The organism is Pseudomonas sp. So3.2b, from assembly GCF_019464415.1.
In the GTDB taxonomy this organism is placed as follows: Bacteria; Pseudomonadota; Gammaproteobacteria; order Pseudomonadales; family Pseudomonadaceae; genus Aquipseudomonas; species Aquipseudomonas shahriarae.
In genome coordinates, this window is sequence record NZ_CP080494.1 from 1,319,875 (window position 1) to 1,332,500 (window position 12,626).

At 59.3% G+C, this 12,626-nt stretch carries 12 protein-coding genes and 1 pseudogene; 9 read left to right on the forward strand and 4 right to left on the reverse strand.

Annotation, left to right across the window (positions count from 1 at the left end; genetic code table 11):
• Positions 1–25 precede the first annotated feature (25 nt).
• On the reverse strand, positions 26–901 hold the full coding sequence (locus tag K1X80_RS05810) for a helix-turn-helix domain-containing protein (protein ID WP_128593284.1): 876 nt from the start codon (positions 899–901) through the stop codon (positions 26–28).
• A 136-nt stretch (positions 902–1,037) separates the two neighbouring features.
• Here K1X80_RS05810 and K1X80_RS05815 point away from each other — a divergent pair, with 136 nt between their 5' ends.
• The gene (locus tag K1X80_RS05815) at positions 1,038–1,955 is read left to right on the forward strand and encodes a DMT family transporter (protein WP_220172711.1); all 918 of its coding nucleotides are present in this window, start codon (positions 1,038–1,040) and stop codon (positions 1,953–1,955) included.
• Between the two features lie 57 nt (positions 1,956–2,012).
• On the opposite strand, the gene norR is transcribed toward K1X80_RS05815, so the two are convergent.
• The gene (norR, locus tag K1X80_RS05820; protein WP_057958352.1) at positions 2,013–3,554 is read right to left on the reverse strand and encodes a nitric oxide reductase transcriptional regulator NorR; all 1,542 of its coding nucleotides are present in this window, start codon (positions 3,552–3,554) and stop codon (positions 2,013–2,015) included.
• Positions 3,555–3,710: 156 nt separating this feature from the next.
• On the opposite strand from norR, the gene hmpA reads away from it, so the two are divergent.
• From hmpA to K1X80_RS05835, 3 genes are all read left to right on the forward strand, one after another.
• Positions 3,711–4,892, forward strand: coding sequence for an NO-inducible flavohemoprotein (gene hmpA, locus K1X80_RS05825; protein WP_128593285.1), 1,182 nt, complete (start codon positions 3,711–3,713; stop codon positions 4,890–4,892).
• Positions 4,893–5,132: 240 nt separating this feature from the next.
• A complete protein-coding gene (locus tag K1X80_RS05830; RefSeq protein WP_057958354.1) occupies positions 5,133–5,639 on the forward strand; it encodes a disulfide bond formation protein B in 507 nt (168 codons plus the stop codon).
• A gap of 155 nt (positions 5,640–5,794) precedes the next feature.
• On the forward strand, positions 5,795–6,115 hold the full coding sequence (locus tag K1X80_RS05835; RefSeq protein WP_128593286.1) for a hypothetical protein: 321 nt from the start codon (positions 5,795–5,797) through the stop codon (positions 6,113–6,115).
• A 77-nt stretch (positions 6,116–6,192) separates the two neighbouring features.
• Here the strand turns inward: K1X80_RS05835 and K1X80_RS28365 are convergent.
• Positions 6,193–6,407, reverse strand: a pseudogene (locus K1X80_RS28365) (hypothetical protein).
• A 27-nt stretch (positions 6,408–6,434) separates the two neighbouring features.
• Here K1X80_RS28365 and cyoA point away from each other — a divergent pair.
• Genes cyoA through cyoE form a run of 5 tightly spaced genes read left to right on the forward strand, consistent with a single transcriptional unit; the run spans position 6,435 to position 11,259 of the window.
• Positions 6,435–7,373 carry a ubiquinol oxidase subunit II gene (cyoA, locus tag K1X80_RS05840; protein WP_029300208.1) on the forward strand — a complete coding sequence of 313 codons (939 nt, stop codon included), beginning with the start codon at positions 6,435–6,437 and terminating at the stop codon, positions 7,371–7,373.
• Between the two features lie 3 nt (positions 7,374–7,376).
• Entirely contained in the window at positions 7,377–9,395 is a 2,019-nt protein-coding gene (gene cyoB, locus K1X80_RS05845) for a cytochrome o ubiquinol oxidase subunit I (RefSeq protein WP_057444528.1), read from the forward strand.
• Between the two features lie 3 nt (positions 9,396–9,398).
• The gene (gene cyoC, locus K1X80_RS05850; RefSeq protein WP_038446230.1) at positions 9,399–10,025 is read left to right on the forward strand and encodes a cytochrome o ubiquinol oxidase subunit III; all 627 of its coding nucleotides are present in this window, start codon (positions 9,399–9,401) and stop codon (positions 10,023–10,025) included.
• The gene (cyoD, locus tag K1X80_RS05855) at positions 10,025–10,360 is read left to right on the forward strand and encodes a cytochrome o ubiquinol oxidase subunit IV (RefSeq protein ID WP_029300215.1); all 336 of its coding nucleotides are present in this window, start codon (positions 10,025–10,027) and stop codon (positions 10,358–10,360) included. The genes cyoC and cyoD overlap by 1 nt, the downstream gene beginning before the upstream one ends.
• A gap of 11 nt (positions 10,361–10,371) precedes the next feature.
• The gene (gene cyoE / locus K1X80_RS05860) at positions 10,372–11,259 is read left to right on the forward strand and encodes a heme o synthase (protein ID WP_029300217.1); all 888 of its coding nucleotides are present in this window, start codon (positions 10,372–10,374) and stop codon (positions 11,257–11,259) included.
• Between the two features lie 643 nt (positions 11,260–11,902).
• On the opposite strand, the gene K1X80_RS05865 is transcribed toward cyoE, so the two are convergent.
• A complete protein-coding gene (locus K1X80_RS05865; protein ID WP_128593920.1) occupies positions 11,903–12,607 on the reverse strand; it encodes a hypothetical protein in 705 nt (234 codons plus the stop codon).
• Between the last annotated feature and the right edge of the window lie 19 nt (positions 12,608–12,626).

Below are 12,626 nucleotides of genomic sequence, written 5' to 3' on the forward strand. Positions count from 1 at the left end.
CACACATTGGTTTTGTGTAAGGCCTCTAGGGCTGGAACGCCTGCCGGTATTCCCCCGGTGTCGCTCCCATTGCCTGGCGAAACCGGTTGGTAAAGTGGCTGGCGCTGGAAAACCCACACGCCAGGGCAATCTCCCCCAGCGGCAGTGAGCCGCTGCGCAACAGGGCCTGGGCCCGCGACAGGCGGCGGGCCAGTACATATTGATGGGGCGGCAGGCCAAAGCTTGCGCGAAACATCCGCGCGAAGTGGTATTCCGACAAGGCGCACAGCCCCGCCAGTTGCCCCAGGCTGATCGGTTCGGCCAGTTGCTGGTCGATGTACTCCACCAACTGCCGGCGCTGGTGCGCCGCCAGGCCGCCCTTGAGCCGCAATCCTTCACGCAGGCCGACCTGGCTGAGCAGGGTATGGTTGAGCATTTCAAAGGCCAGGCTGCTGGTCAGCAAGCGTTCTGCCGGTTCCTGCCAATTGAGGCGGATCAGTTGATGAAAACGCCGCGCTTGCTGTTCGTCTTCCAGAAAGGTGCTTTCGCGCAGTTGCAAGGCGCGGGGTTCACGGTCCAGCAAGGTGACGCAACCCAGGGCAAATTGCTCGGGGCTGAAGTACACATGGGCCAGGCGGATTTCACCATTGATCACCCAGGCCGACTGATGCTCGGCGGGCAGGATGCACAGCTTGTCGGGGCCGCCCTTGGTGCCGGGCTGGTTGCGCCGGAAAGTGCCGGTGCCGCCGGCCACATAGCAAGACAAGGTGTGATGGCTGGGCGCCTGGTAATCCTGGGCGTCGTGGTGGTTGCTCCACAAAGCTGCAGACAAGCCGTCCCCAAGCTCGGCAGACAGCTCCAGGCGAGCGTTGGGCGAGCTGTTCAGGGCTTTGAAGACTTGCAGGTTTTCCAGTGCAGACATGGGGCTCTCTCCGACGCCTTGCATCCTACTCCCGGCGGCTGGCGCTGTGATCCCTCGGCCCGACAAAAGCGCAAGAATCTGCAAGTGCCCAGCAGCAAGGCGGGGTGAAACTGTGGCTCAACCACCGGAGTGCGCCATGAACCTATCCCTGTATTTACTGACCGTGCTGATCTGGGGCACCACCTGGATTGCCCTCAAGTGGCAATTGGGCGTGGTGGAAATTCCGGTCTCGATCGTCTATCGCTTCGGCCTGGCGGCACTGGTGCTGTTTGGGCTGCTGTTGCTCAGCCGCAAATTGCAGGTGATGAACCGTCGGGGTCACCTGATCTGCCTGGCCCAGGGCTTGTGCCTGTTTTGTGTGAACTTCATGTGCTTCCTCACGGCCAGCCAGTGGATCCCCAGTGGCCTGGTGGCCGTGGTGTTCTCCACCGCGACACTGTGGAATGCGTTGAATGCGCGGGTGTTCTTTGGCCAGAAAGTTGCGCGCAATGTATTGCTGGGCGGCGGCCTTGGGTTGCTGGGGCTGGGGCTGCTGTTCTGGCCGGAACTGGTCGGGCATACCGCCAGCCCCGAAACACTGTTGGGCCTGGGCCTGGGCCTGGCGCTGCTGGGCACCCTGTGTTTCTCGGCAGGCAATATGCTGTCGAGCCTGCAACAGAAAGCCGGGCTCAGGCCGTTGACCACCAACGCCTGGGGCATGGCCTATGGCGCGTCGATGCTGGCGCTGTACTGCGTGGTCCAGGGCATTCCGTTTGAGATGGAGTGGAACACCCGCTATATCGGCTCGCTGCTGTACCTGGTGATCCCCGGTTCGGTGATTGGCTTTACCGCGTACCTGACCCTGGTCGGCCGCATGGGCCCGGAGCGGGCGGCGTATTGCACGGTGCTGTTCCCGGTGGTGGCATTGAACGTTTCGGCGCTGTTCGAGGGCTACCAATGGAGCGCCCCGGCGCTGGCCGGGTTGGTATTGGTGATGCTGGGGAATGTGCTGGTGTTTCGTAAGCCCAGGGCGGTTGCGCCTGTGAGCCCGCTTTTGCAACCGAAGCAAACCTAATGTGCAAGAAGATCTAATGTGGGAGCAGGCAGGCCAGCTCCCACAGTGTGATCCGCGTTACTTCAGGCCCAGGCGCTTGGCCATGCGCCCCAGGTTGGCGCGGTCCAGGCCCAGTTCGCGGGCGGCGCTGGCCCAGTTGTGCTGGTGGCGCTCCAGGCAGGCGCTGATCACTTGCCTTTGGTAGTGCTCGGTGGCCTGGCGCAGATCGCCAGTCACCACGGGGATTTCGCCAGGCTCTTCTATCAAGGGCGCAGAGTCATTGGGCAAGTCCAGGTCCTTGGCACTGAGGCTGAGGATCTTCGGTCGCTCGCGACAATTGCCCAGGGCCTTCAATGCGCTGCGGCCGATCAGGTGTTCCAGCTCGCGCACATTCCCGGGCCACCCATAAGCCAATAATGCCGCCTGGGCATCGCTGGTCAGGCGCAGGCTGCCCAGGCCCATGCGTGAACGGTTCTGTTCAAGGAAAAATCCGGCCAGCAACAACACGTCGCGCCCGCGTTCACGCAGGGCCGGCACTTGCAGGGGGTACACGCTCAAGCGGTGATAGAAGTCGGCGCGGTAGCGGCCGTTGCGCACCTCGGCGGCCAGGTCGCGGTTAGTGGCGGCGATCAGGCGCACGTCCACTTGATGCTCCTTATCCGAACCCAGCCGCTGCAACTGCCCGCTTTGCAGGACGCGTAACAGCTTGGCCTGGACCGTCAGTGACAACTCTCCCACTTCGTCGAGGAACAGGGTGCCACCGTTGGCCAATTCAAACTTGCCCCGACGCTCGTTCAGCGCGCCGGTAAACGCGCCGCGCACGTGGCCGAACAGCTCGCTTTCCACCAGGGTTTCCGGGAGGGCGGCGCAGTTGAGGCTGATCAGCGGCTTCTCCGCGCGGGGCGAGGCAGCGTGGATGGCCTGGGCCACCAGCTCCTTGCCGACCCCGGTTTCACCGGTAATCAACACGGTCAGGTCGCTGCCGCCCACCAGTTTGATTTCTTCCACCAGGCGCTTGTGGGTCTTGCTCTGGCCGATCATTTCCTTGTGCTGCTGGCCGCTGGCCTGGCGATAGATTTCCGCACGCTGGTGTTCGTCTTCGGCGCGCAGGGCCAGGTGCTCCATGCGTTCGGCCACATTGACCGTGGCGGCGGCGAGGCTGGCGAAGGCCTGCAAGGCGTCCAGTTCGACCCGGTCAAACCGCTCGGTGTCCAGGGCATCCAGGGTCAGCAGGCCCCAGGGATGGTCGTCGACAAACAGCGGGCAGCCCATGCAGTCGTGGACCTCCAGATGCCCGTGCAAGCCATCGACCAGGCCGTCGTAGGGGTCGGGCAGTTCGCTGTCACTGTCAAAGCGGGTCGGGCCGGGGCTGCTCAGCAGCACGGCAAAGCGCGGGTGTTCGCTGATCTTGAAGCGCCGGCCCAGGGTATCCGGGCTCAGGCCGTCCACGGCCAGGGGTACCAGCCATTCGCCGTCCAGGCGCAACAGCGCGGCGGCATCGCAGGGCAGCAGGGTGCGCATGGCTTGCAGCAGGCGTCGGTAACGCTCGCCTTCCGGCAGTTCACGGGACAGGTCAGCCACCAGTGGCAGCAGGGTGGTGAGCAGGGAATGTGCAGTCATAATGACTCCTTGTAGTCCTAATGACTATAAGGTGTAGGAAGTCATATTGACTATGTTTAATTTAAGTTGTTGATAAATAATGGTTTGTTAGTTGGCATGAATACTGATTGCTACAGGGTAATCATTCAGAAGCCTTAAAGGCTCAGGAGTCTCCCCATGCTTAGCGTTCAAGACCGTGCCATCATCAAGTCCACTGTGCCGCTGCTCGAAAGCGGTGGCGAAGCCCTGATCACCCACTTCTACCGCATGATGCTCTCCGAGTACCCCGAAGTGCGCCCGCTGTTCAATCAGGCCCACCAGGCCAGCGGCGACCAGCCCCGCGCCCTGGCCAATGGCGTGCTGATGTACGCCCGGCATATCGACCAACTGGATCAGTTGGGCGACCTGGTGGCCAAGATCATCAACAAGCACGTGGCCCTGCAAATCCTCCCGGAGCACTACCCGATTGTCGGCAACTGCCTGCTGCGGGCGATTTCCGAGGTGCTGGGTGACGAAATCGCCACCCTAGAAGTGATGAGCGCGTGGGGCGCGGCTTATGGTCAGTTGGCCGACATTCTGATCGGCGCAGAAAGCGCCATCTACGACGAAAAAGCCCAGGCCGTTGGCGGCTGGCGCGGGGCGCGTGCGTTTCTGCTGGTCAAGCGTGTGGAGGAGAGCAGTGAAATCGTCTCCCTGTACTTTGCCCCGGTGGACAATGGCCCGATCCTCGCCGCCGAGCCCGGCCAATACATCGGCCTGAAGCTGATCCTCGATGGCGAAGAAGTGCGCCGCAACTATTCATTGTCGGCGCGCACCGATGCGGGCCTGTACCGCATCAGCGTCAAGCGTGAAGCGGGCGGGCGCGTGTCCAATTACCTGCATGACCAGATGCACGTGGGCGCGACCATCGACCTGTTCCCGCCATCGGGGGAGTTCACCCTGGTGCCCAGCGACAAACCCCTGGTGCTGATCAGCGGCGGGGTGGGCATCACCCCGACCTTGCCGATGCTGGAAGCGGCCCTGGCCACCGAGCGCCCGGTGCATTTTATCCACTGCGCACGCAATGGCGGCGTGCATGCGTTCCGCGATTGGGTCGATGCCCTGGCTGCGCGCCATCCGCAACTGCAGCGCTTTTACTGCTATGCCGAAGACGACGGCATCAGCCCGGCGGCGGACAACCTCGGGCTGCTGACCCAGGAGCAACTGGCGGCGTGGTTGCCCGAAGAGCGTGATGTGGATGCCTACTTCCTGGGGCCGAAGGGTTTTATGAGCGCGATCAAGCGTCACCTCAAGGCGCTCGGTGTACCTGAGAAGCAGAGCCGGTATGAGTTCTTCGGGCCGGCGGCGGCGCTGGAATAAGCGGCCGCTCTTCAACACCGTATTGGCCTCTTCGCGAGCAAGCCCGCTCCCACATTTGATCTGTGAATACATTCAAATGTGGGAGCGGGCTTGCTCGCGAAGAGGCCCGAAAGACCACCACATTAATGTGTCGTTAACCCGCCTGCGCCTAAGATTGCGACGCCTACTGCTAAATTTTCACCACCTGTGTGTAAACTTGCGGCCATTGGCACACCCATCATTAGGCAAAGGGAAACGGGGATGATTGACGAAATGCGGTTGGGCCGTGAGCGGCGCTTCCTGGTGTTGCTGGGCATCATCTGCCTGGCGCTGATCGGTGGCGCGCTTTATATGCAGATAGTGCTGGGCGAAGCGCCATGCCCTTTGTGCATCTTGCAACGCTATGCCTTGTTGCTGATTGCGCTCTTTGCCTTTATTGGCGCGGCCATGCGCACCCAGCGCAGTGTCACGGTCTTTGAAGTGCTGGTCGTGCTCAGCGCCCTCGGTGGTGTCGCTGCCGCCGGGCACCATGTGTATACCCAGTTCTATCCGACCATCAGTTGTGGCGTCGATGTGCTGCAGCCGATTGTCGATGACCTGCCCCTGGCGAAGATCTTCCCCCTGGGCTTCCAGGTCGATGGTTTCTGCAGTACCCCGTACCCGCCGGTCCTGGGCTTGTCCCTGGCCCAGTGGGCGCTGGTGGCGTTTGTGTTGACGGTGATCCTGGTGCCCCTGGGCATTTACCGTAATCGCAAGCACAACGCTTAACTCGTCCTACAAAGCGCCCCTGTCCTGCTGATGCAGGCAGGGGCGTTTTTGTGTGTGGGCATTTTGTGAAGGGGTCATGACGCTGGACAAGATTGGCTGCGCGCAACGTGCGACACGTTGTCACACTGAGGGCGCCGCAGGACATTTCATACCCCATGGCACAGCGCTTAATCGACCATGGGTTGGGCGCTTTTGCCTGTCACTTTCCACCCTGGCCGACCCCGCGCGCGGCGTGCTCTACAGAACATCCGATGATGGGCGAATGCCTTGTTTTTAGCGGGCTTGCCTGGGGTTTGGCGACCCTGGAAGAGGTCTCTGGGTGCGACAGAATGGGCAATAACACGGCTTTTTTTGGGGTTTTTGTTGAGAATCAAACGCGATACGATCCCGAACCTTTGCAACAATGGCGCAGGATTATTGCTGGAAACGATAAAAATTATTTCTTTATAGGTCATGGTTTATACATCGCCAGCTAACTACAATCGCCCGCACTGAGTGTCCGGTGCTGCTCAACCCTGAGCAAATAGGGCGGTCGAGAGGCGGAAACAATGCTTCATGCGACCCCAGGTGCCGGCAGCCTTTCAACTATCCGCACCAAATGGAATTGGTCTGTAACAAGGCCTTTGACCAACGAAATCGAATAAGAATTCACCGCCAGACCTGGACGTGTCGATCAGCGCATGAAGCGCCGGGCAGGCCCTTATTCAATCGAAGAGAAATGCCAACCCTTGGCAGGGTGAAGTGTTGGCGATCAAAACCCAACTGCATTGCGCAAGCTGCTTTAGAGGTCGTGAGATGAGTAAAAACAGGTACACCCGATTACTAGGCATAGTGCCGCTTTTCGGCATGTTATTGCTGGGAGGCTGCAACTGGACGCTGCTCGACCCTGTGGGTCAGGTCGGCGTAGAGCAACGTAACCTGATCATCACGGCCACCTTGCTGATGCTGTTGGTCGTGGTGCCGGTGATCGTGATGACCTTCGCGTTCGCCTGGAAATACCGCGCGTCCAACACCAAGGCGACCTACGCGCCGAAGTGGTCGCACTCCACCAAGATTGAAATCGCGGTGTGGCTGGTACCTGTACTGATCATTATCGCCCTGGGTTACATCACCTATAAGTCGACCCACGAGCTGGACCCTTACCGTCCGCTGGAATCCGACGTGCCGCCAATCACTATCGAAGTGGTCGCGCTGGACTGGAAGTGGCTGTTCATCTATCCCGAGCAAGGGATCGCCACCGTCAACAAGATCGTGTTCCCGGCCAACACCCCGATCAACTTCAAAGTGACCTCGGATGCGGTGATGAACTCGTTCTTCATCCCGGGCCTGGGTGGTCAGATCTACGCGATGGCGGGCATGCAGACCAAGCTGCACCTGATTGCCAACCAGAACGCCGAGCTCGACGGTATCTCCGCCAACTACAGTGGCGCGGGCTTTACCGGCATGAAATTCAAAGCAATCGCCACCACCCAGGAAGACTTCAACGCCTGGGTACAAGAAGCCAAGAGCTCACCAAAACAGCTTGAAAAAGCTGAATACGAAGCCCTTGCCAAGCCAAGCCAGAACAACCCTGTAGAGCTGTACTCCTCGTACACGCCGGACCTGTTTCAGAAAATCATCGACAAGTATGAAGGGATGAAACCAGGCAAGCCGGTCAAGCACGAGAAGAAAGAAGTGGCTGCTGTGGAAGGGACGGACGCAAATTCGCATTCAGCTGCCGGGGCAGAGGAGTAAACGATGTTTGGTAAATTAAGTTGGGAAGCGGTCCCATTCCACGAGCCGATCGTGATGGTGACCATCGCCATGATCGCGCTGGGTGGTCTGGCACTGTTTGCGGCAATCACCTACTTCAAGAAGTGGACCTACCTGTGGACCGAGTGGCTGACGTCGGTCGACCACAAGAAAATCGGCGTGATGTACATCATCGTCGCCATGGTCATGCTGCTGCGTGGTTTTGCCGACGCCATCATGATGCGTACCCAGTTGGCCATGGCCACCGAGGGTTCGCCTGGCTACCTGCCGCCTGAACACTATGACCAGATCTTCACCGCCCACGGTGTGATCATGATCATCTTCATGGCGATGCCTTTCTTCACCGGCCTGATGAACCTGGCAGTGCCGCTGCAGATCGGTGCGCGTGACGTTGCGTTCCCGTTCCTCAACTCCCTGAGCTTCTGGCTGCTGGTTTCCGGCGTGGTGCTGATCAACCTGTCCCTGGGCGTCGGCGAATTCGCCAAGACCGGTTGGGTTGCCTATCCGCCGTTGTCGGGGCTGCAATACAGTCCGGGCGTGGGGATGGATTACTACATCTGGGCGCTACAGCTATCCGGGTTAGGTACGACGCTGACGGGGGTCAACTTCCTGGCCACCGTGCTGAAAATGCGTACCCCAGGCATGAAACTGATGGACATGCCGATCTTCACCTGGACCTGCACCTGGGCCAACGTTCTGATCGTGGCTTCGTTCCCGATCCTGACCGCTACCCTGGCACTGTTGACGCTTGACCGTTACATGGATTTCCACATTTTCACCAATGAACTTGGTGGCAATCCAATGATGTACGTGAACCTGTTCTGGGCATGGGGTCACCCTGAGGTGTACATCCTGATCCTGCCAGCGTTCGGTATCTTCTCCGAAGTGATCTCGACCTTTACCGGCAAGCGCCTGTTCGGTCACCACTCGATGGTCTACGCCTCGGGCGCGATCTCCGTACTGGGCTTCATGGTCTGGCTGCACCACTTCTTCACCATGGGTTCGGGGGCCAGCGTCAACGCCTTCTTCGGCCTGGCGACGATGCTGATTTCGATCCCTACGGGGGTGAAGCTATTCAACTGGCTGTTCACCATCTACCACGGCCGCCTGCGCTTCACCAGCCAGGTTCTGTGGACCCTGGGCTTCATGGTGACGTTCGCCATCGGCGGCATGACCGGCGTACTGCTGGCCATCCCGGGTGCTGACTTCGTGCTGCACAACAGCCTGTTCGTGATCGCGCACTTCCACAACGTGATCATCGGTGGTGCGGTATTCGGCTACATCGCTGGTTTCAGCTTCTACTTCCCGAAAGCGTTCGGCTTCAAGCTGCACGAAGGCTGGGGCAAGGCTGCGTTCTGGTTCTGGATCACCGGCTTCTTCGTCGCGTTCATGCCGCTCTATGCACTGGGCTTCATGGGCATGACCCGTCGTCTGAACGCCACTACCAACCCTGAGTGGGTGCCGTACCTGTACGTCGCCATGTTCGGTGCGGTGATGATCGCTGTCGGCATCGCCTGCCAGCTGATCCAGCTGTACGTGAGTATCCGTGACCGCAAGCAAAACGCCTGCGACTCCGGCGACCCATGGAATGCACACACCCTGGAATGGTCGACCTCGTCGCCACCGCCGTTCTACAACTTCGCTGTACTGCCGAAGGCCGAGACCATCGACCCGTTCACCGAAGCCAAGGAAAACGGTACTGCGTACCAGCGACCTGTGCGCTACGAACCGATCCACATGCCGAACAACACCGCCACTGGCGTGGTGATGGGCGCGCTGTTGACGGTCTTCGGTTTCGCGATGATCTGGCACATCTGGTGGCTGGCCATCGCTAGCCTGGCTGGCACCGTGATCTACTTCGTGATCCACGCGGCGCGTGATGATCAAGGCTACATGGTGCCGGTCGACGTGATCGAGCGCATCGAAGCCGAGCAGCACGCTCGCCTGGTAGCCGAGAAGAAGATTCCGGCCAACCGTGTTGAAACCTCGTTGGAACAGGCTTAAACCATGTCGAACTTAGTGACCAATGCTGGACACGCCCATGTCGATGACCATGGGCACGATGACCATCACCACGACTCGGGCGAGATGACCGTATACGGTTTCTGGCTCTACCTGATGACCGACTGCATCCTGTTTGCGTCGATCTTCGCGGTGTACGCGGTACTGGTAAACAACGTAGCGGGTGGCCCGTCGGGCCACGACATCTTCGAACTGAATTACGTGCTGGGCGAAACCGCCTTGCTGCTGTTCAGTTCGATCACCTACGGCTTCGCCATGCTGGCGTTCTTCCGTGGCAACAAGGCAGGCGTGCTCAAGTGGCTGGGCCTGACCTTCCTGCTCGGCCTTGGCTTTATCGCCATGGAGATCAACGAGTTCCACCTGCTGATCTCCGAAGGCTACGGCCCTAGCCGCAGCGGCTTCCTGTCGGCGTTCTTCACCCTGGTCGGTACCCACGGTCTGCACGTAACCGCCGGTCTGATCTGGATGGCGATCATGATGTACCAGGTCAACAAGCATGGCCTGACGTCGACCAACAAGACCCGCCTGAGCTGCCTGAGCCTGTTCTGGCACTTCCTGGACGTGGTCTGGATCTGCGTCTTCACCGTTGTCTACTTGATGGGGACTCTGTAATGGCTAATGCACACTCCCATGACAGCCATGATGCGAGCCACGGCAGCGTAAAGTCTTACGCTATCGGCTTCATCCTGTCGGTGATCCTGACGATCATCCCGTTCGGCCTGGTGATGTACCCAACCTTGCCGAAGGCCACGACACTGGCCATCGTGCTGTTGTTCGCGGTGATCCAGGTGGTTGTCCACCTGTATTACTTCCTGCACCTGGATCGCTCCCAGGCCCAGCGCAACAACGTGATTGCGTTTGTGTTCACGGCCATTGTGATCCTGCTGCTGGTTGGCCTGTCGTTGTGGATCATGTTCAGCATCCACACCTACATGATGGCGAAGTGAGGTAAGACCCGATGTCGCTTAAGCACTTTATCCAAATCACCAAACCGGGGATCATTTTCGGTAACGTGCTTTCTGTGGCAGGCGGTTTCTTCCTGGCCTCCAAGGGGCATGTCGATCTGGCCATCTTCCTGGCGGCAATGATCGGCACTTCCCTTGTTGTGGCGTCCGGTTGCGTGTTCAACAACTGCATCGACCGTGACATCGATATCAAGATGGAGCGCACCAAGAATCGCGTGCTGGTCCAGGGCCTTATCTCCCTGAAACTGGCACTGATCTTCGCGACCGTCCTCGGTGTTGCCGGCGTGGCATTGCTGTACACGGTGGCCAATCCGCTGGCGGCGTTGTTTGCCGTGATCGGTTTTGTCATCTACGTCGGCCTCTACAGCCTGTACCTCAAGCGCAAGTCGGTTCACGGCACGCTGGTGGGCAGCCTGTCGGGGGCGATGCCGCCGGTGATTGGTTATGTGGCTGTGACCAATAGCTTCGACATGGCTGCGCTGGTGCTGCTGGTGATGTTCAGCCTGTGGCAGATGCCGCACTCCTACGCCATTGCGATCTTCCGTTTCAACGACTACCTGGCGGCTTCGATTCCGGTATTGCCGGTCAAGCGTGGCATCCAGGTGGCGAAGAAACACATCCTGCTGTACATCCTGGCCTTCCTTGTGGCGACCTTGATGTTGACCTTCAGTGGTTATGCCGGCATGAGCTACCTCGCCGTCGCCGCGGCCATGGGCATGTACTGGTTGTACATGGCCTGGACCGGCTACAAGGCGGTGGATGACACTGTCTGGGCGCGTAAGTTGTTTGTCTTCTCGATCTTCACCATTACGGCTTTGAGCGTGATGATGTCCCTGGATTTCCAGGTGCCGAAAGAGTTGTTGCTGACTTACGCCCACTGAGTTGGGATGTCATGAAAAGCCCCGCCTTTGAGAGAAGAGCGGGGCTTTTTTGTGGGGGGGGGTATGGGTACATATCCATTTCTGCGGTAACGGCGGCTATTGGTTCCGCCCTTACGGCGGCTCACTTTGGAAGAGCGCCAAAGTAAGCAAAGCGCTCTTGCCCCACCACTCGGTGCCTCGCCTAGGCTCGGCATGCCCGCAGTCAGGCATTGCTCCGTGGGCCCGCCGCGATCGGCCATCCCTGGCCGTGTCGCGGCTACCCCGGCATCCATGCCGGGGTGCCCACTGCGCAATACCTGCCTGCGGCCATCGTGGTTTAACGGGGCGCCTAGGATCAAGATCAAAAGCCAGATCAAAAGCAGAGCAACAGCAACAGCAACAGCAAAGCCGGGGTGCGAAGCTGCCTTCCCCTGTGGGAGCTGGCTTGCCTGCGATGGCGGCAGGTCAGTCAATAGATTTATCGACTGATACACCGTGGCCCCCCCAAATTAATGTCGGATGAGGGGCATGCCGAGTCTAGGCGAGGCACCGAGTGGTGGGGCAAGAGCGCTTTGCTTACTTTCGCGCTCTACAAAAGTGAGCCGCTGTAAGGGCGGAACCAATAGCCGCCATTACAAAAAACGGATATGTACTCAATCAAGACCTATTGCTGAGCAATGCTATACCCATCAAACGCCGTCTGCTGTTGCAGCGCCGTCACAATACTCTTGCGCGTCAAAGGCTGCTCGGCACCGGAGTTATCCACAAAGCTTTCACTCTCAAGCTCTGCCTCATCCCCTTCACCCACAAAACTAAAGCCCAAAAACTCCAGCGCCTCGCGGTCAACATTGAGCTTGGAACGCGGCGTGCGCATCGGCAGGGTCACGCTGATCCCGTCCTTGCTGATCACAAATACCTCAACTTCCTTCTTCGCCCGCGCAGCCTTGCCCTTGCCGGCGCTCGGGTTGCTGATGGCCTGGTGGGTCTGGTTCAACACCTTGAGCGCCAGGCCATACACCAGTTCCTGGAACTCGGGGTCGTCCTTGAAGCTGGAAAGGATTCGGCTGATCGAAAACTTGCTGCTCAGGTCTTCCAGGGCTGCGTTGTCGGCGGCTTCGGCGTCTTTGAGCTGCTTGAGCTGGCCCATCAGGTCATAGGCCTGGTCATCGTCAAAGGCATCGTGGGCCTGGCGGATGGCGACGCGCAATTCGCGGATCTGGTCGCTTTCCTTGGAGGTGTGGAATGCGTCCAGCACCATTTCACTGATGTTCTTGGCCGCTGGCACATGCTGTGAAAGATTGATGGCGTTTTCGTATTCAGCTTTGGACTGCAAAGTGACTACGGATTCTTCAGTACGGGAATCTGACATTGAAATTTCACTACTTCTG